The organism is Halarchaeum rubridurum (assembly GCF_014647115.1).
Lineage (GTDB): Archaea > Halobacteriota > Halobacteria > Halobacteriales > Halobacteriaceae > Halarchaeum > Halarchaeum rubridurum.
Map to the genome: position 1 here is coordinate 218,283 of NZ_BMOO01000002.1, position 25,609 is coordinate 243,891.

General features: G+C 68.4%; 25 protein-coding genes. 13 read left to right on the forward strand and 12 right to left on the reverse strand.

Features of this window, described 5'->3' with window-relative positions; all coding sequences use genetic code 11:
• Nucleotides 1–245: 245 nt before the first annotated feature.
• The 6 genes from IEX84_RS04530 to IEX84_RS04555 all read left to right on the forward strand — a co-directional run bounded on the left by IEX84_RS04530 (nucleotide 246) and on the right by IEX84_RS04555 (nucleotide 5,664).
• On the forward strand, nucleotides 246–995 hold the full coding sequence (locus IEX84_RS04530) for an ABC transporter ATP-binding protein (protein WP_188870280.1): 750 nt from the start codon (nucleotides 246–248) through the stop codon (nucleotides 993–995).
• Entirely contained in the window at nucleotides 996–1,700 is a 705-nt protein-coding gene (locus IEX84_RS04535; protein ID WP_188870282.1) for an ABC transporter ATP-binding protein, read from the forward strand.
• 140 nt (nucleotides 1,701–1,840) lie between these two features.
• A complete protein-coding gene (locus IEX84_RS04540; RefSeq protein ID WP_188870285.1) occupies nucleotides 1,841–2,722 on the forward strand; it encodes a branched-chain amino acid ABC transporter permease in 882 nt (293 codons plus the stop codon).
• The gene (locus tag IEX84_RS04545; protein ID WP_188870287.1) at nucleotides 2,719–3,720 is read left to right on the forward strand and encodes a branched-chain amino acid ABC transporter permease; all 1,002 of its coding nucleotides are present in this window, start codon (nucleotides 2,719–2,721) and stop codon (nucleotides 3,718–3,720) included. Before IEX84_RS04540 ends, IEX84_RS04545 begins: the two co-directional genes overlap by 4 nt.
• Before the next feature lie 321 nt (nucleotides 3,721–4,041).
• Nucleotides 4,042–4,827: a 2-keto-4-pentenoate hydratase gene (locus IEX84_RS04550; protein WP_188870289.1), complete on the forward strand. Its 786-nt coding sequence runs from the start codon at nucleotides 4,042–4,044 to the stop codon at nucleotides 4,825–4,827.
• 66 nt (nucleotides 4,828–4,893) lie between these two features.
• Nucleotides 4,894–5,664 carry an IclR family transcriptional regulator gene (locus tag IEX84_RS04555; RefSeq protein ID WP_188870291.1) on the forward strand — a complete coding sequence of 257 codons (771 nt, stop codon included), beginning with the start codon at nucleotides 4,894–4,896 and terminating at the stop codon, nucleotides 5,662–5,664.
• A 4-nt stretch (nucleotides 5,665–5,668) separates the two neighbouring features.
• Here the strand turns inward: IEX84_RS04555 and IEX84_RS04560 are convergent, their stop codons facing one another.
• Nucleotides 5,669–6,442, reverse strand: coding sequence for a 2-keto-4-pentenoate hydratase (locus tag IEX84_RS04560; RefSeq protein WP_188870293.1), 774 nt, complete (start codon nucleotides 6,440–6,442; stop codon nucleotides 5,669–5,671).
• Nucleotides 6,443–6,551: 109 nt separating this feature from the next.
• On the opposite strand from IEX84_RS04560, the gene IEX84_RS04565 reads away from it, so the two are divergent.
• The 3 genes from IEX84_RS04565 (at nucleotide 6,552) to dmpG (ending at nucleotide 10,259) form a co-directional block, all read left to right on the forward strand.
• Entirely contained in the window at nucleotides 6,552–8,048 is a 1,497-nt protein-coding gene (locus IEX84_RS04565; protein WP_188870296.1) for an aldehyde dehydrogenase family protein, read from the forward strand.
• Nucleotides 8,049–8,290: 242 nt separating this feature from the next.
• Complete coding sequence (locus IEX84_RS04570) at nucleotides 8,291–9,232, forward strand: acetaldehyde dehydrogenase (acetylating) (protein ID WP_188870298.1); 942 nt, start codon at nucleotides 8,291–8,293, stop codon at nucleotides 9,230–9,232.
• Nucleotides 9,225–10,259, forward strand: a complete 1,035-nt coding sequence (dmpG, locus tag IEX84_RS04575) for a 4-hydroxy-2-oxovalerate aldolase (protein ID WP_188870300.1) — start codon at nucleotides 9,225–9,227, stop codon at nucleotides 10,257–10,259. Before IEX84_RS04570 ends, dmpG begins: the two co-directional genes overlap by 8 nt.
• Before the next feature lie 10 nt (nucleotides 10,260–10,269).
• Here the strand turns inward: dmpG and IEX84_RS04580 are convergent, their stop codons facing one another.
• Nucleotides 10,270–10,662 carry a VOC family protein gene (locus tag IEX84_RS04580; protein ID WP_188870301.1) on the reverse strand — a complete coding sequence of 131 codons (393 nt, stop codon included), beginning with the start codon at nucleotides 10,660–10,662 and terminating at the stop codon, nucleotides 10,270–10,272.
• A gap of 178 nt (nucleotides 10,663–10,840) precedes the next feature.
• Here IEX84_RS04580 and IEX84_RS04585 point away from each other — a divergent pair, with 178 nt between their 5' ends.
• A complete protein-coding gene (locus IEX84_RS04585; protein WP_188870303.1) occupies nucleotides 10,841–11,800 on the forward strand; it encodes a VOC family protein in 960 nt (319 codons plus the stop codon).
• A 117-nt stretch (nucleotides 11,801–11,917) separates the two neighbouring features.
• The gene (locus tag IEX84_RS04590) at nucleotides 11,918–12,889 is read left to right on the forward strand and encodes an amidohydrolase family protein (RefSeq protein ID WP_188870305.1); all 972 of its coding nucleotides are present in this window, start codon (nucleotides 11,918–11,920) and stop codon (nucleotides 12,887–12,889) included.
• A 108-nt stretch (nucleotides 12,890–12,997) separates the two neighbouring features.
• On the opposite strand, the gene IEX84_RS04595 is transcribed toward IEX84_RS04590, so the two are convergent.
• The 7 genes from IEX84_RS04595 to IEX84_RS04625 all read right to left on the reverse strand — a co-directional run bounded on the left by IEX84_RS04595 (nucleotide 12,998) and on the right by IEX84_RS04625 (nucleotide 20,128).
• Nucleotides 12,998–13,396, reverse strand: a complete 399-nt coding sequence (locus IEX84_RS04595) for a universal stress protein (protein WP_188870307.1) — start codon at nucleotides 13,394–13,396, stop codon at nucleotides 12,998–13,000.
• A gap of 104 nt (nucleotides 13,397–13,500) precedes the next feature.
• Nucleotides 13,501–14,859 carry an SLC13 family permease gene (locus IEX84_RS04600; RefSeq protein ID WP_188870309.1) on the reverse strand — a complete coding sequence of 453 codons (1,359 nt, stop codon included), beginning with the start codon at nucleotides 14,857–14,859 and terminating at the stop codon, nucleotides 13,501–13,503.
• Between the two features lie 16 nt (nucleotides 14,860–14,875).
• Complete coding sequence (locus IEX84_RS04605; protein WP_188870311.1) at nucleotides 14,876–16,153, reverse strand: amino acid ABC transporter substrate-binding protein; 1,278 nt, start codon at nucleotides 16,151–16,153, stop codon at nucleotides 14,876–14,878.
• Nucleotides 16,154–16,277: 124 nt separating this feature from the next.
• Nucleotides 16,278–17,519, reverse strand: a complete 1,242-nt coding sequence (locus tag IEX84_RS04610; RefSeq protein ID WP_188870313.1) for an integrase — start codon at nucleotides 17,517–17,519, stop codon at nucleotides 16,278–16,280.
• Between the two features lie 407 nt (nucleotides 17,520–17,926).
• Complete coding sequence (locus tag IEX84_RS04615; RefSeq protein ID WP_188870315.1) at nucleotides 17,927–19,021, reverse strand: cupin domain-containing protein; 1,095 nt, start codon at nucleotides 19,019–19,021, stop codon at nucleotides 17,927–17,929.
• A 63-nt stretch (nucleotides 19,022–19,084) separates the two neighbouring features.
• Nucleotides 19,085–19,261, reverse strand: a complete 177-nt coding sequence (locus IEX84_RS04620) for a hypothetical protein (RefSeq protein WP_188870317.1) — start codon at nucleotides 19,259–19,261, stop codon at nucleotides 19,085–19,087.
• A gap of 99 nt (nucleotides 19,262–19,360) precedes the next feature.
• The gene (locus IEX84_RS04625) at nucleotides 19,361–20,128 is read right to left on the reverse strand and encodes an IclR family transcriptional regulator (RefSeq protein WP_188870319.1); all 768 of its coding nucleotides are present in this window, start codon (nucleotides 20,126–20,128) and stop codon (nucleotides 19,361–19,363) included.
• 319 nt (nucleotides 20,129–20,447) lie between these two features.
• Here IEX84_RS04625 and IEX84_RS04630 point away from each other — a divergent pair, with 319 nt between their 5' ends.
• Entirely contained in the window at nucleotides 20,448–22,034 is a 1,587-nt protein-coding gene (locus IEX84_RS04630; protein ID WP_188870321.1) for a class I adenylate-forming enzyme family protein, read from the forward strand.
• A gap of 108 nt (nucleotides 22,035–22,142) precedes the next feature.
• Here the strand turns inward: IEX84_RS04630 and IEX84_RS04635 are convergent, their stop codons facing one another.
• On the reverse strand, nucleotides 22,143–23,021 hold the full coding sequence (locus IEX84_RS04635) for a fumarylacetoacetate hydrolase family protein (RefSeq protein WP_188870323.1): 879 nt from the start codon (nucleotides 23,019–23,021) through the stop codon (nucleotides 22,143–22,145).
• Nucleotides 23,022–23,132: 111 nt separating this feature from the next.
• On the opposite strand from IEX84_RS04635, the gene IEX84_RS04640 reads away from it, so the two are divergent.
• Nucleotides 23,133–23,639, forward strand: a complete 507-nt coding sequence (locus tag IEX84_RS04640) for a gamma carbonic anhydrase family protein (protein WP_188870325.1) — start codon at nucleotides 23,133–23,135, stop codon at nucleotides 23,637–23,639.
• 54 nt (nucleotides 23,640–23,693) lie between these two features.
• Here the strand turns inward: IEX84_RS04640 and IEX84_RS04645 are convergent, their stop codons facing one another.
• Both IEX84_RS04645 and IEX84_RS04650 read right to left on the reverse strand, forming a co-directional pair.
• Nucleotides 23,694–24,653 (reverse strand): MBL fold metallo-hydrolase, encoded by a 960-nt coding sequence (locus IEX84_RS04645; RefSeq protein ID WP_188870327.1) that lies wholly within the window; start codon nucleotides 24,651–24,653, stop codon nucleotides 23,694–23,696.
• A gap of 262 nt (nucleotides 24,654–24,915) precedes the next feature.
• Complete coding sequence (locus IEX84_RS04650; RefSeq protein WP_188870329.1) at nucleotides 24,916–25,512, reverse strand: thioredoxin family protein; 597 nt, start codon at nucleotides 25,510–25,512, stop codon at nucleotides 24,916–24,918.
• Between the last annotated feature and the right edge of the window lie 97 nt (nucleotides 25,513–25,609).

The following is a 25,609-nucleotide window of genomic DNA, read 5'->3' on the forward strand; positions in this document are numbered from 1 at the left end:
GTCGTCGTCGCTCCTCCCGGCCGGGGCCCGACGGGGCAACGCGGTCCCGACCGAGCGCGTGGTGTAAGACGGTCCATCTGGAGGAGAGAGAAAGAATTAGCAACTAAAAATACATATCATTTTATCGTTTACTCTATCGTCGATAAAGGCCGGCCGTCCGGTTCCGCGATTCGAAAAACGTCATGAACTATCGACCACGAGTGGGATAGGTTTATACCGGGGAAACCATATGTTCACGATAGTCGATGTCATTGTTGAACTGTAACGGTGTCACGAAACGATTCGGCGGGGTCGTCGCGCTCGACGACGTCTCGTTCGAGGTCGAACGGGGGGAGACCGTGGGGTTGATCGGGCCGAACGGGGCCGGGAAGTCCACGCTCTTCAAGGTCATCACCGGGTCGCACGCGCCGACGGAGGGGAGCGTCCACTACGACGGGACGGACATCACGGGGTGGAGCCCGCACGACATCTGTCACGAGGGGCTCGTGAAGACCCACCAGATCGTCCGTCCGTTCGAGAACCTCTCCATCCACCAGAACGTCGAGGTCGGCGCGGAGTTCGGCGGTCGTCGCCCCGAGAACGTCGAGGAGCGCGCGTACGAGGCCCTGGAGTTCGTCGGACTCGACGAGCGCGCCCACGAGACGCCGACCGAACTCAGCGTCGGCGCGCTCAAGCGCCTCGAAATCGCGCGCGTGCTGGCGACCGACCCCGGTATCCTCCTCTTCGACGAGGTGGCCGGCGGGCTCGACCCCGAGGAGACCGAGGAGATCGTCTCGCTCATCGGCGACATCAAAGACCGGGGCAAGACGGTGTTCCTCATCGACCACGTGATGCGCGCGCTGATGAACGTCAGCGAGCGCGTCTTCGTCCTCAACAACGGCGAGTTCATCGCCAAGGGGACGCCGGCGGAGATACAGAACGACGAGCAGGTTATCGAGGCCTACCTCGGGACGAGCGCGGAGCGCGACGAGGGGCCGACGCGGGGCGAGGCGTAGATGGCGCTCCTCGACGTCCAGGGCCTCGACGTGGCGTACGGCGACATCCACGTCATCTGGGACGTGGACTTCTCCGTGGACACCGGGGAGACGGTCGCGCTCCTCGGCGCGAACGGCGCGGGGAAGACGACGATACTCAAGACCATCTGCGGTGTGCTCTCGCCGCTCGACGGCGACGTCGTCTACGAGGGCGAGTCGATAACCGGTATCGCGCCCGAGGAGGCCGTCAGACGCGGAATCGCACACGTCCCCGAGGGCCGCGAAATCTTCGCGGACAGCACGGTCAAGCGCAACCTCCAGCTCGGGGCGTACACGAACCGCGGGGCGATGTCGGAGAACTTACAGCGGGTCTACGAAATCTTCCCGCGACTGGAGGAGCGCGCGGGCCAGCGCGCCGGCACGCTCAGCGGGGGCGAACAGCAGATGCTCGCCATCGGGCGCGGCCTGATGAGCGAACCCGACCTCCTCCTCCTCGACGAGGCGAGCCTCGGGCTCGCGCCCGTCCTCGTCGACGACGTCTTCGAGGCCATCCAGCGGATCAACGACCAGGGGACGACGGTCTTCCTCGTCGAACAGGACATCCACAACGCCCTGCGCGTCGCCGACCGGGGGTACGTCCTCAAGAGCGGCCGGATCGAACTCTCCGGGAGCGCCGAGGAGCTCGCGGGCGACGAGCGCGTCGAGGCCTCCTACCTCGGTGAGTGACGCCGTGAGCGCACCGTACACCGACGCACGACACACGCCGCGCACGCGACGCACGGTCGCGTCGCCCGCGCTTCGGGCGTCCGCGACCGACCCGCAGTCCCGCCGCACCGCCACGCAGACACCAACCACCCAACGAAACCATGGTATCAATCGACCTCCTCGCACAGACAGTCAGTAACGGCATCCTCCTCGGCGGGATCTACGCGCTCGCCGCGCTGGGGCTCTCGCTCATCTTCGGGATCATGGACGTGGTCAACCTCGCGCACGGCCACCTGCTGATGCTCGGAGGGTACGTCGCCATCGTGCTGTTCACGATGGCCGGCCTCTCCCCGCTCGTCGGGATGCTCGCGGCGATGCTCGTGCTGTTCGTCATCGGCATCGTCCTCCAGCGCGCCCTGCTCGAACGCGTCGTCGACGAGGGGATCGAACAGCCCATCCTCGTGCTCTTCGGGGTCGCGCTCGTCTTCCAGAACCTCGGGCAGCACTTCCTCGGCTCGGACGCCCAGTCCACCGAGCTGACGCTCGGTCTCGGCGGGCTGAACCTCGGGTCCGTGCTGCTCTCCCCGTCGCGGACGGTGACGTTCGTCATCGCCGTCCTGCTCGTCGTGCTGACGTGGCTGTTCCTCGAATACACCTCGACGGGCCACGCGATCCGCGCGACGTCGCAGAACCGGGCGGCCGCGCGGTACGTCGGCATCGACACCGACCGGATCTACATGCTGACGATGGGGATCGGCGCGGCGCTGGCCGGCGCGGCCGGCTCGCTGCTCTCGATGCTGTTCCCGATCGACCCCTACGTCGGCTGGTCGTACCTCCTGAAGTCCTTCGCCGTGGTCGTCCTCGGCGGCGTCGGGAGCATCATCGGGACGCTCGTCGGCGGCGTCATCCTCGGCACGGCCGAGAACGTCACCGCGCTGTTCCTCGGCGGGAGCTACCGCGACGTGATGACGTTCACGATCTTCCTCCTCGTCCTCCTGCTGAAACCCGAGGGGCTCTTCGGTACCGGGGGTGGTGGCGAATGAACACGGATCGCTTCATGCTCGGCGTGCCGTCCTCGAAGCGGACCGTGGCCGCCTCGCTCGTCGTGCTCGCGGCGATGCTCGTCGTCCCCTTCGTGACGACGTCGTACTACACGGGGCTGGCGATGACCGCGCTCGTCTTCCTGATGCTCGGCGTCTCGTGGAACCTCCTCGCGGGCTACGCGGGGCAGATCTCGCTCGGGCACGCGGCCTTCTTCGGCCTCGGGGCGTACGTCGCCGCGTGGCTCACGACGCCGTCGGCCGCGGGCCTCCCCGCGATCCCCTTCCCGCTCTCGCACCCGGTCGTCGCGCTCGTCCTCGGCGGCGTCGGCGCAGCGCTCGTCGCACTCGTGACCGGGCCCGTGATGTTCCGCCTGCGCGGACACTACTTCGCCATCGGGACGCTCGCGCTCGCGGCGATCATCCGGCTCATCCTCACGGACCAGCGCTCGATCAGCGGCGGGTCGACCGGCTACTACCTCAACGCGGGGATGGGCGAGATCCCGACGTACCTCCTCACGGTCGTCGTCGCCGCGCTCGCCACAATCGGCGTCTATCTCGTGGTGAACAGCCGCCTCGGTCTCGGGATGCGCGCGATCCACGACGACGAGACCGCCGCGAGCGGCCTCGGCGTCGACCCCCTGCGCTACAAGATGTACGCCTTCCTCATCTCCGCGTTCGTCGCGGGGCTCGCGGGGGCGGCGTACGCGCTGAACTCCCTCTACATCAACCCGACGTCGACGCTCGCGGTGACGTGGACGGTCGACACGCTCGTCATCGTCATCCTCGGCGGCATGGGGACGGTCGCCGGCCCGCTGTTCGGGACGGTGATCTTCATGATCATCGACAACGGGCTGGCGAGCGTGCTCGGCGGCCTGGCGACGACCGTCGAGGGCATCATCATCATCCTCGTGGTCATCTTCCTCCCGAACGGCATCTACGGCTACCTCAAGTCGTACGTCGCACAGCGCCGGGAGGGCGACACCGCCACGAGTAGCTGAGACCGCGTCCGTCGGTCCCGTACACTTTTTCCTCTCGCCGCGCGCGAGCGACGACGCCCGGAGCGCCGCCTGCGCGCGCCTCGACGGCGCGAAAGGACGATTCGTTTTGTACGTGAAAACGTATTGGGTCAACGTGCCGGCCGCCGGAGGAAGGAGGATGTGGATCGGCCGAACGACGGTCGAGTCGCGGCACCGACGACCTCGTTTTACACGCGTATCGGCGTAATCGTTCTCGGAGCGCAATCCGTTTTCACGTACAAAACGACCGGGGCGCGCCCGCGACCACAAACGTCTTTGCGGGCGGCGGGTCTCTGATAGATCGTGACACTCGACGACCGCACCATCGACGACATCGCGGAGTCGCTGTACGAGGCGTACCGGAGCGGCGAGCCGGTACCGAAGCTGACCGACGAGTACGACTTCGACGTCTCCGACGCCTACGAGATCCAGTCGCGCGTCATCGACGACCACGTCGCGGACGGCGCGAGCGTGGTCGGCCACAAGGTCGGCCTCACGAGCGAGGGCATCCAGACCCAGCTCGGCGTCGACGAACCCGACTTCGGGCGGCTGCTCGACACGATGTTCGTCGAGGAGGGGAGCGTCCCCGCCGGCGACCTCATCGCGCCGCGCGTCGAGCCCGAAGTCGGCTTCGTCATGGCGGAGACGCTGGAGCCGCCCGTGACGTACCTCGACGTGCTGGAGGCGACCCGCGGCGTCCTCCCCGTCCTGGAGATCATCGACAGCCGCGTGCGCGACTGGGACATCGACATCGAGGACACGGTCGCCGACAACGCCTCCTCGGCGCTCTACCTCACGGGCGAGACGCTGACGCCCGTCGACGGCCTCGACCTCTCGCTGGAGGGCGTCAAGCTCTACCGGAACGGCACCGTCGCGGACGCGGGCGTCGGGAGCGCCGTCCTCGGCCACCCCGCGCGCGCCGTCGCGTGGCTGGCGAACACCCTCGACGAGATGGACCAGCGGATCGAAGCGGGGAACCTCGTGCTCAGCGGCTCACTCACGCCCGCCACCGACATCGCGGCCGGCGACGTCCTCACCGCGGAGTTCACCTCCATCGGCTCCGTGACGACGCGCATCGGCGAGGAGTAAGCACGAGCGCGGAGTGTTTTCACATCGAAAACAACCTATTTACGCGCGGGGCGTCTGGGGTCCGGTATGGCGAAGGAAGCGAACCACCCCGTCCGGACGACCGAGAAGTCGCTGGCGCTGATCGAGCGGTTGCGCGAGGCGGACGGCGCGCGGATCCGCGACCTCGTCGGCGTCGCGGAGCTGAGCAAGGGCGCGGTGCACAACCACCTGAGCACCCTGCGCGAGCACGGCTACGTCACGAAGGAGGGCGAGGAGTACCGCTTGAGCCTCCAGTTCCTGACGCTCGGCGGGTACACACGGGGCCGGACGCCGCTCTACCGCTACGGGCGCTCGAAGGCCGACCAGCTCGCCGCCGACACGGGGATGTTGACGAACCTCGTCACGGAGGAGAACGGCCGCGGCGTCTACCTCTACCAGGCCCGCGGCGACTACGCCGTCAACCTCGACACGCACGTCGGCTACCGCATCCGCCTGCACTACACGGGCGTCGGGAAGGCGATCCTCGCGTACCTCGACCCCGAGCGCGTCGACGAAATCGTCGACGAGTGGGGGCTTCCGATGGAGACGGAGAACACCATCACGGACCGGGGGGAACTCCACGCCGAACTCGACCGCATCCGCGCGCGCGGGTACGCGACCGACCACGAGGAGCGCACCGAGGGGTTGGCGTGCATCGCCGCGCCGATCCGCCTCGACGACGAGATTCTCGGCGCGATCAGCATCTCCGCACCGACCCAGCGACTCGGAAACGAGGGGTTCGACGAGGAGATAGTCGGGGAGGTCGAGAGCACCGCGAACGAACTCGCGCTCGACCTCAAATACCGCTACGACGGCTGAGTCGTTACTCGGCGCGGACGGAGATGGAGCCGATGTTGGCGAACTCGACCTCGTAGACGTCGCCGGGCTCGATGTCGATGGCGGCGGGGATACCGCCCGTCATGATGAGCTCGCCGGCTTCGAGTTTCTCGCCGCGGTCGGCGAGGCGGTTGACGAGCCACGCGACGGCGCGCGCGGGGTTGCCCATGATGTCGCCGCCGATGCCCGTCGATTCGAGCTCGCCGTTGACGGAGACGGCGATGCTCTCCATCACGAGGTCGACCTCGGAGGGGTCCTTCATCGACTCGCCGAGGATGACGCCGCCGGCGGAGGTGAGGTCGGCGATGACGTCCTGCGCGGACGGAATCGCCCATCCCGCAAAGCGGCTCTCGAGAATCTCGACGACGGGGACGACCGCGTCCGTGGCCGTGACGACGTCGAGGGGCGTGACGGGCGCTTCGAGGTCCTCGCCGAGGACGAGGCCGATCTCGGCCTCGATGCGCGGCGCGATCATCTCGTCGACCTGAACGGGACCTTCGAGGAGGGTCTCCTCGACGACGGGCGCGAAGATGGGCTCGGGGATGCCGAGTTGCTCCTGTTTCGCCTCGCTCACGAGGCCGAGCTTGTGGCCGAGCGTGCCGCCATCGCTGATTCGCTCGAAGACGCGCTCCTGGACCTCGTAGGCCTCCTCGGTGGTGAACTCCGTCTCGTCGCTGAGGGGCTCGATGGGGTCTTTCGTGTCGTACGCCTCGTAGAGTGTGTCGGCGAGCTCGTCGAGCTCCGACTGGCTGAGAGCCATACGGCACAGTGGCCGGAGCCAGTACTTAATCGTACCGTCCGCGTTCCTCGACGGGAATCGTGGCTTCCGGTATCCCTATATGCGTGAGTTCCGAGGTACGAACACGAAGATGAGTGACGCAGCCTCGACCGTGGAGGGAAGCGAGATCGCACTGGACGCCGACTGGAACGCCGCCTACATCGACGGTGAGTGGCGACGGCTGGAGGGGCGCGAGCGCATCGACGTGACCAACCCCTCGACCGGCGAGGTCATCACGCAGGTCCCCGCGGCCTCGCGCGACGACGTCGACGAGGCGTTCGCGGCCGCGAAGGAAGCGCAGGTCGAGTGGGAGGACACCTCCCTCGAAGCGCGCGCGTCGGTCGTCCGCAACGTCGCCAAGCTCCTCGAGGAGTACGAGGACGAGGTCCGCGAGATTCTCGCCGCCGAGGGCGGCAGCGCGAAGTCCAAGCAGGACATCGAGTGGGGCGGCTCGGTCTCCTTCGGCTACGACGCCGCGCAGTACGCGTATCGCGCCGACGGCCGCCACGCGCAGTCCCAGATTCCCGGCAAGGAGAACATCGTCGAGCGAAAGCCCGTCGGCGTCGTCGGCGTCATCTCGCCGTGGAACGTCCCGCTGAAGCTCTCGTTCCGCGCGGTCGCGCCCGCCATCGCCACCGGGAACAGCGTCGTCTTGAAGCCCGCCGAGGACACGTCCATCTCCGGCGGCCTGCTCCTCGCGCGCCTCTTCGAGGAGGCCGGCCTCCCCGACGGCGTCCTGAACGTCGTCCCGGGCGAGGGCGCGACCGCCGGCGACCAGGCGGCCTCCCACCCCGACTGCGACGTCATGGCGTTCACCGGCTCGACGCGGGCCGGCCGTATCGTCGGGAAGAACGTCGTCGATCACTTCGGCTTCCCCGCGCTCGAACTCGGCGGGAACAACCCCCACGTCGTCCTCGAAGACGCCGACCTCGACAAGGCCGTGGACGCCGGGACCTTCGGTTCCTTCTGGAACCAGGGGCAGGTCTGCATCTCCATCAACCGCCACATCGTCCACGAGGACGTCTACGACGAGTACGCGGAGCGCCTCGCGGAGCGCGCGAAGGAGCTGAAGGTCGGGAATCCCGTGGGCGACGACGACGTCGTCGTGGGCCCGATCATCAACGAGAGCCAGCGCGACCAGATGATGGAGTACGTCGAGGAGACCGTCGAGGCCGGCGGCGAGGTCCTCGCCGGCGGCGAGGCCGACGGCCTGTTCGTCGAGCCGACCGTCATCACGAACGTCACGAACGACATGGCGGCGGCGTGCAACGAGCACTTCGGCCCCATCGTCCCCGTCATCCCCTTCAGCGACGACGAGGAAGCCGTCGAAATCGCCAACGACACCGAGTACGGCCTCGCCGGCTCGGTCCACTCGGGCGACCTCGGCCGCGCGCGCGACGTCGCCGACCAGATCGACGTCGGGATGATGCACGTGAACGACCAGACGGTCAACGTCGAGCCCCACATGCCCTTCGGCGGCATGAAGGAGTCCGGCATCGGCCGCTACAACGGCGAGTACATCATCGACGAGTTCACCGAGGTCAAGTGGACGTCGGTCCAGCGCGAGGACCGCGGCTACCCGTTCTAACGCCGACGCCGTCCACGACGCGGCCCTCGGCCGCGTGCGTGTGACACTCTCCACTTCCACTACGTCCGCGTCCTCGGCGTCCGCCACTTCCACGTCCGCGACCGGCGCGGGCCGCTTTCCGCCCCCTGCACCGCGCCGTCGCCGCTCGTCGCTATCGAGCGGGGTCGACGCGCCCGGTTCCGCGGACATCGTCTCGCGTGACCGGCAGATTTATGAGAAAGTCTCATAAATATACCTTATACATGACCGTAGACGCGGCTATCGTCGGGCCCGGGAACATCGGGACCGACCTCATGTACAAGATATTGGACCGGGGGGAGCGCGTCAACCTCCAGCGGATGATCGGCATCTTCCCCGTGGAGGAGTCGGACGGGCTCCAGGCCGCCGTCGACGAGGGCATCGACGTCGGGACGGAGGGCATCGACAGCGTCCGGGAGCACGCCGACGAGTTCGACGTCGTCTTCGAGGCGACGAGCGCCGGCGTCCACGAGCAGAACGCGCCGGTGTACGAGGAACTCGACCTCTTCGCCATCGACCTCACGCCCGCCGCCGTCGGCCCCTACACGGTGCCGGTCGTGAACGTCGAGGACGTCCTCGGCGAGACGAACAACATCAACATGGTCACCTGCGGCGGGCAGGCGACCATCCCGATGGTACACGCCGTCGATCGCGTCGCGGACGTCGAGTACGCCGAGATGGTCTCGCACATCGCCTCGAAGTCCGCCGGCCCCGGCACGCGGCAGAACATCGATAAGTTCACGCAGACGACCGCCGCCGGCCTCGAAGAGGTCGGCGGTGCCGACGACGGGAAGGCGATCATCACGCTCAACCCCGCCGAACCACCGATCATGATGCGCAACACCGTCCACACCCAGGTCACCGACAGCGTCGACGTCGCGGAAGTGCGGGACTCCGTCGAGGACATCGCCGCGGAGATACAGTCCTACGTCCCCGGCTACGAGGTCACGCTCGAACCGACCGTCAAGGACCAGGACGACGTCGGCTTCGACCTCGGCGACACCGTCATCCTCACGACGCAACTCGAAGTCGAGGGCGAGGGCCAACACCTCCCGCCGTACGCGGGCAACCTCGACATCATGACGAGCGCGGCGCTCGGCGCGGCCGAGCGGGTCGCCGAGCAGTGGGAGACCGAGGCGGCCGTCGGGGGTGGGCAGGATGACTAACTCGCCGCGCGTCGTCGACATGACGCTGCGCGACGGGATGCACGCCGTCGACCACCAGTTCACGCCCGACCAGATGGCGGAGATCGCGGGCGCGCTCGACGCCGCCGACATGGACGTCGTCGAGGTCTCGCACGGCGACGGGATGGGCGGCTCCTCTATCAACTACGGGATGGCCGCGGCCTCCACCGAGGAGTACCTCGAAGCCGTCGCCCCCCAGCTCAGCGACACCGAACTCTCCGTCCTCCTCCTCCCCGGCATCGGCACCGTCGAGGAACTCGACATGGCGGCCGACCACGGCGCGGACATCTGCCGGATCGCCACGCACGCCACCGAGGCCGACATCTCGCAGGACCACTTCGAGTACGTCAAAGAGCGCGGTCTGGAGGCCAACGGCCTGCTGATGCTCTCGCACATGGCGACGCCGGAGACGCTCTTAGAGCAGGCCCAGCTCATGGAGGAGTACGGCGCGGACGCCGTCTACCTCATGGACTCCGCCGGGGCGCTCCTCCCGGGGGACGTGCGCGAGCGCGTCAGCCTGCTCGTCGACGGCCTCGACATCGACGTGGGCTTCCACGCGCACAACAACCTCGGGCTCGCCGTCGGCAACACCCTCGCCGCGCTCGACGAGGGCGCGGTCACCGTCGACGGCTGTCTGCGCGGCCTCGGCGCGGGGTCGGGCAACACCCAGATGGAGGTGCTCGTCGGCGCGCTCGACCGGGCCGGCTACGACGTCAGCCCGGACCTCTACGGCACGATGGACGCCGCCGAAGAGGTCCTGCTGCCGATGCTCGACGACGACACGATGCCCGAGCTCGACAACGACTCGCTGATGCTCGGCTACGCGGGCGTCTACTCCTCGTTCCTCCGGCACGCGCGCCGCGAGGGGAAGCGCTACGGCGTCGACCCGCGCGACATCCTCGTCGAACTCGGCGAGATGGAGGTCGTCGGCGGCCAGGAGGACCTCATCACGGACGTCGCGGAGCGACTCGCGGAAGAACAGGGGAACGCCGTCGAAGCCGACGACTGAGGCGAGCGCCTCAGCCGTCGAACGCGTCGTCGTCGATGAGTTCGATGCCGTAGCCGTTCGGGTCCTCGATGAAGGCGATGCGCGCGCCCGCGCCCTCGGAGTCGAGCGGGCCGCGCACGTGCGTACAGCCCGCCTCCTCGACGAGGTGCTCGACGGTCGCGTCGACGTCGTCGACGCCGAAGGCGAGGTGGTCGAGCGCGGTCGGCTCGATGGGTTCGTCGTTGTCGTGGTCGGGATGGTACTTGAACTGGAGGACGACGCCGTTGTCGCCTTCGAGGTAGACGTTCGTCGCGCCGTCGCCGCCCTCGAACTCGGTGAGCTTCGTCAGGCCGATCTCGGTCTCGTAGAACTCGAGGGTCGATTCGAGGTCCGACACCCACAGGGCGCTGTGTAACACGTCCATGTCCGGGCGGAGACGAGCACCGATGATAAATCGACCGGGTTCACCCGCCACGGGCGCGTCGCACACACAATATTTATTATAGATCGTCGGGACTACTGAGACATATGACCACGGGTACGGCGAAAGCCACGTCCACGACCAGCGGGAGGAACACGCGGCCGCACCGGGAGGGAGACGAATGAGCCGGTGGGAGTCGCCCATCGCCAAGCTCGGCCACGTGGCGACGCACACGACGGACCTCGATGAGTCGATCTGGTTCTTCCGCGACGTGCTCGGACTCAAGCTCACGGAGCGCGAGGACGGCGTCGCGTACTTCCGCGGACTGCGCGACTGGGAACACCACACGCTCGCCGTCATCGACTCCGGGCAGACCGGCGTCGACCACATCGCCTTCCGCACGAAGACGCCGGAGGCCGTCGACGACCTCGCGGAGTCCTTCGAGGCGAACGGCGACGACGTGACGTACGTCGAGGCCGGCGAGGAGACGGGGCAGGGCGAGGCGATCCGCGTCGAGAAGTTCGGCCACCCCTTCGAGTTCTACTACGACGTCGAGAAGCCGCCCGCGCCCGAGGGCGAGCGCTCCCGCCTGAAGAACCGCGTCTACAGCGAGGCCTCGGGCAACCGCATCGCCCCGCGACGCATCGACCACGCGCACGTGCAGGACTCCGTCTCGCCCGCGCACGCCGACTGGCTGCAGGACGACCTCGGCTTCCAGCTCAACGAGAAGTACCTCACCGACGACGACGAGACGTGGGGCTGGTGGTTCTCCGTCACGCCGCTCCCCCACGACTTCGCCATCCACCGCCTGGAGGCGGGTGCAGAGCCGATGTTCGACCACCTCTCCTACCACCTCGACAGCCTCAACGACCTCTGGGAGGCCGGGAAGGTGCTCGCCGAACACGGTATCGAGCCGGACGCGTGGCCGGGCAAGCACGCGATCACGAGCGCGGACTACCTCTACGTCACCGACCCCGCGAGCGGGCTCTGCATCGAGTTCTTCGCCGGGCCGGGCTACCTCAACTTCGAGCCCGACTGGGACCCCATCGAGTGGCACGAGTCCGAAATCGGCGGCGAGACGAGCCACCAGTTCATCGGCGAGGGCCCCGGCTGGGACGGGCTCGCGTACCCCGACGAGTAGAGCGTCGTCGCCGCGTCACTCCTGCCGTCGGTGACTCGCGGCGCACGCGACCGTCGCGCGCGTCCACGTCGCAAGGGAGGCCAAAGAACTATGCCCGCGTTTGGTTTAGCGTGAGGTATGCCGGAGATAATCGACGGGTACACCCACGTGCTGACTGAGGAGTTCTTCGACACGATCACCGAGGAGTTCGGCTTCCAGGGCCTCGATGGCCGCCCCGAGTTCCTCTGGGACATCGAGCAGCGCAAGGTCGACATGGCCGATTACGGCGTCGACAAGCAGGTCATCACGCTCGCGCTCCCGACGATGTTCCAGGGGATGGAGCACGACCTCGCGCTGGAGATAACGAAGCTCGCCAACGACGAGATTCGACGACTCGCCGACGAGCACGAGGAGTTCATCCCCGTCGGCACGATTCCGAAGGTCAGCGAGGAGTTCATGGCGGAGTTCGAGCGCTGCGTCGAGGACCTCGGGATGGTCGGCATCCAGATGTTCTCGAACATCGACGGCCGGCCGCTCGACGACCCCGAGTTTCGACCGCTCTTCGAGCGCGCGGCCGCGACGGACACGCCGCTCTGGATGCACCCCCAGCTCTGGGACTGGTACGACTGGGCCTCCGAGTACATGGAGCACCGGCTCTTCGGCTGGCCGTTCGACACGACGCTCGCGCTCTCGCGGCTCGTCTTCGGCGGCGTGATGGAGGAGTTCCCGTCCCTCGACCTCGTCTCGCATCACGGCGGCGGGATGGTCCCCTTCTACGGCGAGCGCATCGCCATGTTCTACCGACAGCGCCAGAACTACCCGGAGAACTACGCGGGCTTCCACGAGAACGCGGCCGAGCTCTCGAAGCCCGCCGAGGAGTACTTCGAGCGCTTCCACGCCGACACCGCGGTGTCGGGCTCCGCGCCGGCGCTCGACTGCGCGTCCTCCTTCTTCGGCTCCGAGAACGTGATATTCGGAACCGACTACCCGTTCAGCCCCGAGCGCGGCCGCGAGACGGTCGAGCTCACCATCGAGGCCGTCGAGGACATGCGCCTCGACGGGGACGCGCGCGAGGACGTCTACGCGGGGAACCTCCGCGACCTCATCTGAGGCGGGACGGCGGCTCGCGACCCGAGCGGTGAGGGGGCGGCGCGCGGGCGGACCGACGCGCCGTCGGGGCGTACCGGTCCCGGTTCCGTCGCCCGCGGTATCGCGTCGCTACGTCGGACCGGGAGCGAGGACGACCGGACGGTCGGCGTCGTGGAGAATCGCCTGTGCGGTGCTGCCGAACATGACCTTCCCCGCCGCGGAGCGCCGGCGGCCGCCCAGACAGACGAGGTCGGCGTCGAGTTCAGCGGCGGCCTCCAGCACCTCCGAGGCGGGTTCCCCGCTTCGCTCGTGGACCTCGACGTCGAAACTGGCCTCTTCGAGGTACTCGCTGACGTGTCTGACCGAGGAGAGTTGCGCGGCGCTCGCGCCCTCGGGGTTCTCGGTGAAACAGTGGACAAGGCCGATCTCGACCTCGTCGGCCTCGTAGAGCCGTTCGACGGTCTCGCTGACGCGAATCGCGTCGTCCTCGTCGCGCGAGACGGCGACGAGTATGGTGCGTGTCGACATCGTTCGGGGTTGCGTCGGCCAGCGGCAAAAACCCCCACCCCATCCCATCCCACCCGCCCCTCTTCTTCCCTCAGTTCGCCGTGCCGTCCCCACGGGGTCGGCCCTCAGAGAGTGAGGTAGCCGATTTCCGCGGGGAGGAGGAGGAGGATGGTGGCGAGCGAGAGCACGGACGCGGTGCGGACGACGTCTCGGGTCTCCACGAGGTCGGCGCGGAGGATGACGACGAGGACCGCGGACTGGTACGGGAAGAAGAACGTAGCGAGCGCGCTCGCCTCGACGTAGGCGACGTGGTCGACGGGGATGCCGGCGCTCGCGGCGAACGTCACGAGTATCGGCGTGAGGACGCTCGACACCGCGACACCCTCGATGACGAAGGTGAGTGCGGTCGTCACGAAGAAGACGCAGGCGAGGACGACGGCGCTCGGCGCGTCGGCGGGGATGAACCGGAGGAGGGCGTTCGCGGCCGTCTCGGTGAAGCCCGTCTCGGCGAGTGCGGCGGAGACGGCGAAGACCGCGCCGACGAAGAAGACGACGGAGAAATCGACGTCCTCGACCGCGTCGTAGTTCATGACGCCGACGCGGGGGAGGAGGGCGAGGACGGCGACGAGGAGCGCGCCGAACATCGGGTGGAGGCCGTGGACGGCGTCGCTCGCCCAGAAGACGACGCCGACGAAGAGCAGACAGAGCATCCGGCGGGCGTCACCCGTCTCGACGTCCGCGGCGGTGGGCGGGGAGAGCGCGGCGTCGGCGGCCGGCCGGTAGAGGACGCCGACGACCGCGAAGATGAGGAGGACGCGCCCGAGGCTCATCACGGGGAAGAGCGAGACGAACCACTGGCTCCACGTGATGGAGACGCCGGCGATGGACTCGACGATGCCCGTGATGATGACGTTCGGGAGGTTCGCGGTGAGGATGCCCGACGCGCCGTAGTAGGTGGCGAACAGCGGCGCGAAGAAGACGCCGAGGCGCGGCCGGCGGTCCTCGAAGACGGACCCGACCTCGACGAGGACGGGGATGGCGATGAGGACGCGGACGAGCGCCGCCGGCAGGAGGAGCGCGAACGCGAGGCCGACCGCGCACAGCAGGGCGAGTAGCCGATAGTAGAGCCCGCGCGGGTCCGCGCCGTCGACGTCGAGGTGCCGGAAGACGAACGCCTGCGTCGCGGTGGCGAGGCCGCTGCGGCGCGTCGCCTCGCCGACGACGAGACCGAAGACGATGAGCCAGGTGGCGGGCGAGCCAAAGCCCGAGAGGGCGAGCGCTGGCGTCTGTGCCAGGCCGATGAGGCCGATGGCGGTGAGCCCCGTGACCCACGGCGGGACGGGCGCGGCGATCCAGGCGACGATGGCGAAAAGGGTGATAGCGAGGACGCGCGCCTGCGCGGTCGGCATCGGGGCCGCGAACACGACGGCGGCGGCCAGCGCGACGCCGAGGCAGGTGGCGAGCCACGCCCGCGTCCGGGTCATCGCCGCCGCGTCGTCGTCAGCGCTCGCTCCACGGCGTGAGCGGGTACTCGAAGTCGACGGCCGCGTCGCCCTCGGTGTCCGGGTAGGCGAGGTGCTGGCCGCCGTCGCGCCACTGGCCGATGGGCGCGGTGAGTTGGCCCTTCTCGGGGAGGCCGTTGTCCTCGAAGCCGAAGGTACCCATCACGGTCTCGAACGTCGTGGACCGCAGGGCCTCCTGGAGCGCGGCGGGTTCGGTGGAGTCGGCGGCGCGGAAGGCCTGGTCGGCGACCTGCGCGACGTTGAACGAGGAACCGACCATCACGGGCAGGAGCTTGTCGTCGGGGTAGTCGTAGGTCTGCGCGTGCAGTTCCTGGAGGGTGTCGTTGCCGTTGCCGGTGAGACCGGGCACCCACCCGGGGCACATCGTGACGCCCTCGCCGGTACTGCCAAGCGCGGACCAGAAGGCGTTCGGGTCCGCGCCGCGGACGAACTGGACGGCCGTCGGGGAGAAGTCGCTGGACTTCATCTGCTTCATCGCGGTGATGGCGCCGGGCGGCGTCGGCACCGAGAGCAGGACCTCGACGTTCGCGCTCTTCGACTGCGAGATGAGCGTGGAGAAGTCCTGCGTTCCGAGGCTGTACTTCTCGCGCAGGACGACGTCGTAGCCGGCGGACGAGAGCGCGTCGTCCCAGTAGTTGGACTGCTCCTCGCCCCAGCCGGTGTTGGGCTCCCAGATGCCGATGTTCGTCGGCTGCTGGTCGTCGGGGAGCATTCCGAGCATCCCGACGGTCGCTGCGGCGACGTCGCGCGACTTCGCCATCGGCGCGAACGTCCACTCGTAGTTCTTCTCGATGTGGGGAGCCATGTAGGCGAACGCGGTGCCGACGAAGGGAATCCCCTGCTGCTCGGCGAAGGCGCTCCCCGCGGTGACGAGGAGGCTGGAGAAACTCCCCCACAGCATGTCGACGTCGTTGCTACTGGTGATCGACTGGAGGCTCGAACGGACCTTCTTCGGGTCGCTCTCGTCGTCCTTGAGGACGAGTTCGACCTCCTGGCCGTCGATACCACCGTTCTGATTCATCAGCTGCACGCCGAGGCGGTACCCCTGTTCGAGGTCCTCGCCCAGCGAGGAGAACCGTCCCGTCCGAGGCACGGTCCCGCCGATGGTGATGGTGTCGCTCCCGCCGCCACCGCCGCCGCTCCCACCGCCACCGCCGAGGGTGCAGCCGGCCAATCCGGTCAGTCCCGCGACGCCAGCGATTCCGCTCGTCTTCAGGTACGCGCGCCGTCCCAGCGCGCCGTCTCTCGAAGTCATCCTGAACGAAAGATTGTGGTAGAAGAAGATAAAGACTATGATTGTCTGTGTAGGATACGGGTGCCGAGAGTGGGCAAGGAACGGCGCGGGGCACGAGCCGCTCGCACGCGGGTCGAGAGAGCCGTCAGACGAAGAGGTCGGCGAGGGAGTCGGCCATGACGCGCCGGAGATGCATCCGCCGGTCGGCCTCGCTCAGGTAGTTCTCGACCACGACGGAGGCGTCCGCGGAGCCCTGCGCCTCCGCGACCGGCGTGAAGCGTTCGGCGACCTCGACGACGGCCTCGCCGTAGCGCGCGTACCAGAAGCGTCGGCCGTACTTCGGCGTCGGGGGCTCGTCGCGGACCGTCACGTCCGCGCGCGCGACGAGGTCGGCGAACCACCGCCGCAGGGTATCGACGTGGACGTGACCGCTCGCCGCGGCGTCGGACGGGAAGACGTAGCCCGTCCACCCCTCGCAGTCGGCGACCGCGTCGAGGCGGCGGTCGAGCACCCCGTCGCCGGCGAGCATCGCCACCGTCCCCGGGCCGTTCTTCCGGTCGCCGTCGCGGAAGTCGAGGTACGGGTAGTCGTCGTCCGCGGGGTCGAGGACGGCCTGCCGGACGTGGAGCGCCGCGAGCTCGGAGGGTCGCAACCCCCACCCGCAGAGGCCGACGACGAGCAGGCGCTCGCGGACCGAGTCGGCCGCCTCCCAGAGCGCCTCGACGTCCGCGGCGGCGAGCGCGGGGTTGTCCCACTCGGGGACGTCGAGACCGAGGCGGGTCTCCATGCGCCGCATCGGGTTGTAGGAGACGTAGCCGGCGTCGCGGAGTTCGCGGTAGAATCGCCGGACGTCCTCGACGTACTTGCGCCGCGCCGCCGGCGTGTCGAGCGTCCGGTCGAGCACCTTGCAGACCGCGAAGGTGCGGTCGATCTCCGCGGCGCGTCGGGACTCGTCGCGGAGGCCATCGAGCAGGTCGGGTCCGTGGAGGTCGCAGTAGAGCCGGACGTACTTCTTCAGCCGCGAGCGGTAGGGGCGAATCGTCGTCTCCGGATGCCCCCGGTAGCGGAGTTCGTCGAGGTGCGCGTTCAGTCGCTCGCGCGTGCGCGCGGCGGCGTCGCCCGACGGGAGCCCCCAGTCGTAGCCGTCGGCGGACTCGTCGTCGCCGTCGAGGACGCGCTCGCGGTAGAACGCGGCGGGCGAGGCGTCGAAGGCGCGCTGGAGGTGCTTGACGAAGCCGGGGTAGCGGCCGTTGAGCCAGCGGTACGTCGGTGGGTCCTCGTCCGGGCGACGGTCGCAGTCCGGGTCGGTGCGCATCTCGGGGACGACGGTCTCGCGGAGGAAGGCGGCGCAGTCGGCGCGATCCATCGTCGAGTATCGGTCGGTCATGGCGGAAACGGTGGGGTGGCGGCCGTTCAAGCCGCGCGATTTCGCTGGATAGCGAGAGACGGTCAGCGGACTTAGTAGTTGTCTTGTACCGTTGTCCGCAGCCAGACAACCGCGCAAGACAGATGTGGAGCGCTCGGCGACCGAAATCCGATATACTGTATGTAGCTATATCAAATCAGGGCGGTCGGACCACAGTGGCGCTCGGACCAGCGGCGCGACGGAGGGCCGAACGCGTCGTTTCGGAGGCGGTACTCGGTGGCGTCGCGCCATCGGCGTCGCTACAGGGTATCGACATAAAGCAGAACGACGCGGACGGGGCGGTCGCGTATCGGCGAGCGACGCGCTCGACGGCTGATGAGAGGAGAGACGAGCGGCGAGAGACGGAGAGAGGGAAAGAGCCGCCGTCGCTAGTTCGGTTGGGCCTCCGCGTAGAGGTTGAACGACTCGAAGACCGGACGGTCGGTCATGCCGAGGAGGATGGCCTCGCCGTCGGGGTCGTGGTGGTGGATTGCGTCGCGGGGGACGACGAAGATGTCGCGCTCGCTCCACTCGAAGGCCTCGTCGCCGACGTGGGTGACGCCCTCGCCCTCGATGACGAAGTAGATGTCGACGGTGTTGTGGAAGTGGGGGTCGGTCTCCTCCTGGAGGAGCTGGGCGCGAAAGGACATCGTCGGGAAGAGCGGCGGGCTCCCGGTCGCGGGGTTGACGTAGGAGACGCTGTAGCCGTCGTGGGGGTCGGGGTCGTCGTTCTCGGCGCGCTGGCGGAGCGTCTGAAGGGTGTCCTGCCAGCTGAAGCGATACGGCGGCGTCGCCTCGCGGTTGCCCTGGAACGGACCCGGGATGTCGCTCTGCGTTCGCGACTCCGTGGGGCGCGCGCGGCCGTACTGGGACTCCCAGTAGCCCTGGGACTTCGTGACGGGCTGGCGTTCGAGCTCGTGGTTCTCGAAGGCCTGCCGGGTGTTGAGCGAGTCGAGGACGAGCGGGAGGTCGAGGACGTCGAGCCACGTCGCGGTCTCGTCGGAGTCGTTGACGTGGTCGTGCCACTCCCACTGCGGCGTCGTGATGAGGTCGCCGTCGCGCATCGGGAACTCCTCGCCGGCGACGACCGTCTTCATGTCCTCGCTGCCGTCGATGGTGAAACGGAGGGCGTTCGCGGAGTGGCGATGCGAGGGAGCGGTCTCGCCGGGAGAGACGGTCTGGACGCCGACGTAGATGGTGTTCGAGATGGCGTTGTTGTAGCCGCCGGTGTTGAGGGGGACGGCGACGCGGCGCTGGAAGCCCGGCGGGAGGTCGGCGATGGGGACGTCGCGCTCGATGCCGTCGATGGCGGCCTGGATGTCCTCCCACTTCCAGATGTCGGCCTCGAGGTCCTCGGTCTCGTTCCCGAGGTCGTCCTCGACCTCCCACAGCGGCCGGAGGTCGTTCTCGTCGAGGAGGCTCCGCGTGTCGTCACTCAGTTCGAGGAGGTCCTCCGGGTCTTCGTGTGACTCCTGCTGGGCCATGTTCGTCGTTAGTACATCATCAATAATAAATATCGGGGTGGGCGGCCACGAGTCGAGAGTGGGTCAGGCCTCCACCTGCGCGTCGAAGACGTCGTCGGAGTCGAAGAGCGCGCCGCAGTCCTCGCAGACCATGCGGCCCTGGATGGCGTACTCCCAGAGTTTCCCGCCGCAGTCGAGGCAGTCGAAGTGCGCGCGGACGAACGGGTCGGACTCGCTGTAGATGTTGTCGAACTCCGCCATGAGTACCACTGACGGGGCGAGCGACAAAAGCGTGCCGCCGGCGGGCCGTCGGGGGCGGGGCGACGGGCGGACGGGAGGCGCGTCGCACGCGACGCGGCGCTACTGGTAGGCGAGGTTGACCTCGACGTCGTCCGTCGCGGTGAGCAGGCGCTCCGCGAGGTCGGCCTCGCGGTCGTCGCGGGCGAGTCGGCGGGCGGCCCCGGCGACGGCGAGCGCACCGCGGACGGCCCCGTCGTGACGAACCGGGGCGCCGATGGCGTGGATGCCGTGGAGGTCCTCGCTGCGGTTGACGGCGTAGCCGCGTTCGCGGATGCGGTCGAGTTCGGCGCGCAGTTCCCCGCGGTCCGTGACGGTGTTCTCGGTGCGCGCCGGGAGGCCGTGAGCGTCGAGTATCCGCTCGACCTCGTCGTCGGGGAGGTGCGCGAGTATCGCCTTCCCGCCGGAGTTGACGTGGAGGTGGCGCCACGTCCCGACGATGGCCTCGACGCTGACGCCCGCGTCGCCCCGGGAGCCGTAGAGGTACATCGCGCGGCCGTTCTCCTCGACGATGAGCCACGCCATCTCGCCGGTCTCGGCGGCGAGGTCGTCGACGGGGTCCTTGGCCGCGTGGTAGATGTCGTAGCGGTCGCGGGCGTACTCGCCGGCGCGGAAGAACTCCAGGCCGACGTGGTACGTCCCGTCGCGGTTGACCGCGTAGCCGTGTTCGACCATCGTCCGGAGGTGCTTGTGGACGCTGCTCTTCGCCAACCCGAGCCCCGCCGCGAGTTCCGTCACGCCGGCACCGTCGCGCTCCCGAAGTTGTTCTATGATGGCGAACAGCGTCTCGTCCGACCCGACCGTCGCGCCGTCGGTTCCGTTCCGAGCCATATCGAATTCAGGTACGAGCGGCTACTTAGGCCCTTCGTCGGTGTGTCCACAGCGTGTTCTCCAGGAGCGAACAGATTTTCTCGACCGTGTGACGACGCCCGGACGGACGGTGAATCGGACACGCTATTACGTCCATATTCGTGTAAATCGGTCGTCCCACTCCGACGAACTGGGGCGGTCTCGGACCACTCTTGTTCCCCTACAGCGAACGTGTTTCGGCACCATCTGCCGGTAGCGTCGCGTCGGGCGGTTTCGACCCGCGTGTGCGTACCCGAGCCATTATGTATTATCGTGCTGGATTGGTTCGTACTCAAAGACCATGAACTACATCGACGGGTTCGAACGAACGGTGCGGTGCTACGGCGGGGAGACTGCGCTCGTCAGCGCGGACGGCGGGGAGCGGACGTACGAGGAACTCGACCGCGAGAGCACGGCGCTCGCCAACGCGGTCCACGAGCGGATTCCCGAACAGCGGTGTGCGACGCTCGCGCTCAACGGCATCGAGACGGTCGCGTCGATGCTCGCGGGCCAGAAGCGCGGGCGCGGGAACGTCCAGCTGCCCTACCGCGCCGGGGTGGACGAGCTCGTGCGGATGGTCGACGACGCGGACGTCGGCGGTATCCTCTTCGACGACGCGAACGCCGACTTAGCGCTCGACGTCGCCGAGCGGGCGGACCTGGACCTGGCGATTCACGCGGGCGACGCGTCACTCGACGGCGGTCGCGTGGTCTCCTACGACGCGTTCCTCGACGCGGCGGCGGACGAACGCGTCGTCGAGCGGGCGGACACGAACGAGTACGGCATCTTCTACACGAGCGGGACGACGAGCCGGCCGAAGGGCGTGCCGTTCGACCAGGAGTCGATGTGGCTCGGCGCGACGCAGGTCGTCATGGAGATGAGCCTCGAACCGACCGACACGGCGCTCGTGACGACGCCGTGGTACCACATGGTGACGTCCGACGCGTGGATTCTCCCGCACCTCCTCACGGGCGCGACGCTCGTCATCCAGCCGACCTTCGAGCCCGACGAGGCGCTCGACCTCGTCGCCGAACACGACGTCACGGGGATGCTCGCGGTCCCGACGCAGCTCAACGTCCTCGCGGACCGGCAGGCCGAGCGCGGCCTCGACATCGACACGCTCGACTACATCCGGACCGGCGGAGCCGTCGTCAGCGCGCGGCTGATCGAGCGCGCCGCCGAACACCTCACGGAGAACGTCTACAACAGCTACGGGATGACGGAGGGCGGTCCGAACCTCGCGTACGCCCACCCCGAAGTGCAGGACGAACACACCGGCACCGTCGGCAAGGAGTCCTACGCGTGGGAACTCCGCGTCGTCGACTCCGTCCCGCCGGACGAGGACCCGGACCCCGAGGCCGTCGTCGAGCCCGGCGGCACGGGCGAGATTCTCGCGCGCTGTGAGGGGATGTGCGAGGGCTACCTCGACAACCCCGAGGCCGAAGAGGAGCTGTTCGTGGACGGCTGGCTCCGCACGCACGACGTCGCGGACGTCGACGAGGACGGCTACCTCTACATCGTGGACCGGGTCGACAACATGATACTCAGCGGCGGGGAGAACGTCTATCCCCAGGAGGTGGAGCAGATTCTGCTCGAACACGACGGCGTCGACGACGTCGGCGTCGTCGGCCTCGACGACGACCACTGGGGCGAGGTCGTCGCGGCCGTCGTCTCCACCAGCAGTGACGTCGGGGCGGACGAACTCGACCAGTTCTGCGTCGACCACGGCTCGCTCGCGAACTTCAAGCGCCCGCGTCGCTACGTCGTCACGACGGATGAGCTCCCGCGGACCGACACGGGGACGCTCGAACGCTCGACGGTCGAGGAGACGTACTTCTCGGCGGTCGGCGACGGCGGCGCGCACGCGGAGGGCGAGAACACGACCTGAGGCCTCGCGCCCACAGGGCTCGTCGCGACCCGTCACGGCCCTCTCCGCTCGGTTCTGCCGTCGCGTCGTACCGCCGTACCGACGCACCGAAAAACGACGGTCGTCGCGTTATTCGTTGCCGTGCTTCTCGACGTCGACGTCGGCGAAGGAGACGTCGCGTTCCTCGACGCCGACGGTCAGCGAGCCGACGTTCTCAATCTCGGCGTCGACGGTGTCGCCGTCGCGGAGCGGGCCGACGCCCTCCGGCGTCCCGGTCGTGATGACGTCACCGGCTTCAAGCGTCGCGCCGATGGAGGCGTACTGGACGACGTCCGCACACGTGTAGACCATGTCGCTCGTGTTCGCGGACTGCCGGACGTCGCCGTTGACGGCGAGTTCGAGGTCGAGGTCCTGCGGGTCGCCGACCTCGTCGGGCGTGACGACGTACGGGCCGACGACGGTGAACGTGTCGTAGGACTTGCGGTTCGAGCGGTCCTGGTCGCCGCGCACGGAGATGTCGAGCAGAATCGTGTAGCCGAAGATGCTCTCCCAGGCCTCGTCGTTGTCGGCGTCCTTCGTCTCCTCGCCGATGACGAACCCGAGTTCGACCTCGTGGTCTATCCGGCGGTCGTCGAACGGGATGACGATGTTCTCCTCGACGCCGATGACGCTGGAGGGGGCCTTGAGGAAGTAGCCCTTGTCCTCGATGGAGAACCACTCGTCGGTCGTGATGTCTTGGTCGGCGATGGCCTCCTCGATGTGCTTCTCGTAGTTGAGCGGCGCGGCGATGACCTTCCCCGGCCGCTCGACGGGCGCTTCGACCGTGACGTCGTCGAGCGCGTGGTCGGCGTCGGCGTCCGCGTACTTGCTCGCGTCGTAGTCGCCCTCCATGTACTCGACGAGCGGTTCCTCGCTTCCCAGACCGAGTCGATCCGTGAGGTCGACGACGCCGTCGCCGTCCTCGCTCACCAGGCCGAGTCTGTCGCCGTCGAACGTGACGAACTTCATGCGTTCGAACGTTCACCCCCGTCCTCTTAAATCACGTCGGTCCGTGTCGATAGTTCGTGTCCTTCGACGACGGAGCAAACTCTTTGTCGGCCGGGGACGCACGCTCGGAGCGTGCGACACAGTTTCGAGGGCGTCGAGCCGATCCTCGCGTCGAGCGCGTCCGTCTCACCGATGGCCGCCGTCGTCGGGGACGTCGCGGTCAGGGAGCGCGCGAGCCTCTGGCCGTTCGCCTGCCTCCGCGGCGACCGCGGGCCGGTGACGGTCGGGAGCGACACGAACGTCCAGGAGTTCGCGATGCTCCACGGGGCCGACGTCGGCGACCGGGTGAGCGTCGGACACGGGGCGACGGTCGACTTCGCGACGGTCGAGGACGACGTCGTCGTCGGGATGGGGAGTCGCGTCCTCGGCGGCGCGCGCGTCGAGTCTGAGTGCATCGTCGCCGCGAACGCCGTCGTCACGCGGGACCAGACGGTGCCGTCGGGCCACCTCGCCTCCGGCGTCCCGGCGGAGACCCAGCCGCTCACCGACGCCCAGCGCGAGGGGATCGAGGAGAACTGGCGTCACTACGTCGACCTCGGCGAGCGGTTCGTCGCGGACGGGCCGCACGAACGTCCGTGAGACGCGAGACGAAGCAGAACCGGGCGGCCGAAGAGAGGGCGAGAACGGTGCGCTTCAGGCGAGCCGATACCGGTCGCCGTCCGGTCCGGCCTCGCGGACGGCAACCCCGCGGTTGACGAGGTCGCAGAGCGCGGCGAGCACCTCCGGGAAGAGGTAGACGAGGTCGTGGTCGCCGACGACGGCGTCCGCGACCTCGACGGCGGTCCCCGGGCCGTCCGCGAGCACTGCTCGGACGCCGTCGATTCGGTGTTCGAGGCTCCCGCGGTCGCGTTCGAGCGTCGCCGCGAACGACTCGTGGACCGGGCCGTGGCCGGGGTAGACGCGGTCGAGGGACAGGTCGTCGAGTCGGTCGAGCGTCCGCCGGAAGTCCGCGACGGCGCGGTGGCGTTCGAGATCGAGGCGGTCGTTGAGGAGCGCGGGACGGAACGGTTCGATGGCGATGTCGCCCGAGAACGCCACGCGCTCGTCGCCGAGGTCCGTGACGTAGCAGAGGTGGTCGGCCTGATGACCCGGCGTCCAGACGGCGTCGATGGCGCGTTCGCCGACGGTGACGCGCTGGTCGTCCACGACCCAGTCGTCGACCGCGTCGAGCGGGAAGTCGCGGCGGATGCGGTCGCGAATCGAGCGCTCCTCCTCACGCATCGTCGCCCGCGTGTCCGCGTCGGCACCGCTCGCGGCGATTGTCTGTCGCGTCCGCTCGGCGACGACCTCGGGGGGGCGTCGGACGCGGTCGCTCGCGGTGAGCGGCGCGTGCACGACGGGGTCGCCGGCCTCGACGACCGCGCGCAGGTGGCCGATGTGGTCCGGGTGGGGGTGCGTGAGGAAGACGTGGTCGATGTCCGCGAGGGCGTAGCCGCTGCGCTCCGCGAAGGACGCGCCGTCGACGCGCTCGGGCGGGACGCCGCCGTCGAACAGGATCGTCTCCGCGCCGTCGAGGACGTACACCGCGACGTGGCCGGGCGGCCACTCCATGTCGAACTCGACGCGCGTGACGGTCGCCGACTCCTGTGTCATGTCACGGGGTTCTATCGCTCGCCGTATAGGTCCTTCCGTGCCGGCGCGTGCCGGACGGGACGACGCGAACGGCGAGGCGAGACGCGAGCGATGGCGGAGGAGCGGGTATCGAGTGTGTCCGATAGGTCTCCGATACTGTCGATTGGTGTAGTCGTCATCTTGCCTCCCAAGCCCGCTAACGTCGTCCCGGGAGCCTCTCAATGGACGTATCCTATGAGTGGTGTCGGCTCCCAGCTAGTTCTGTTCTGCCGAGTATTTTCGTTCAGAGATCGTCCCAGTAGTCGGGTTCGTTCCCCTCGCGCCACTTGATCGTGCAGCCCCGCGACGGCCGGAAGTCGGCGTCGACGTCCCCGCCGGCGAGGACGCTGTCGATGACGTCGCGCATCTCGAAGCCGGGGTCGCCCGACGGGTCCGCGTCGGGGGTCAGCGCGTCGTCGAGGCGGCCGTGGTAGACGAGCTCGAAGGCGTCGCCGCGGCGGGCGAAGAGGTAGGGGTCGGGAGTGCAGACCGCGCCGTAGGCCGCCGCGACGTCCTGCGACTCGTCGCGGAGGTAGGCGTCGTAGGCGATCCGGCCCGACTCGACCTCCTCGCGCATCCCCTCGACGGAGTCGGCGGGGTAGGCCTCGGCGTCGTTCGGGTTGATGCCGACGACCGCGACGTCGTCGTAGTCGGCCGCGATGGCGTTCAGCGCGGGGTGTTTCGCCTTCGCGTACGGGCAGTGGTTGCAGGTGAAGACGACGAGGAGCGCCTCGTTGTCCGCGAAGTCATCGAGGGCGTACGTCTCGCCGTCGACGCCCGGCAGGGAGAACGCCGGGGCGTCGTCGCCGCGTTCGAGCACGCGCGTGGATTCGCCGGCCATATCGGCAAATCGGCGTCGCGGGCGAAAAAAGGTACGCCCGCGCGCCGGCGACGAAGGGCCCGAAAAAGTGGCGCGGGGGCGCGGGGCGGGCGGTCGG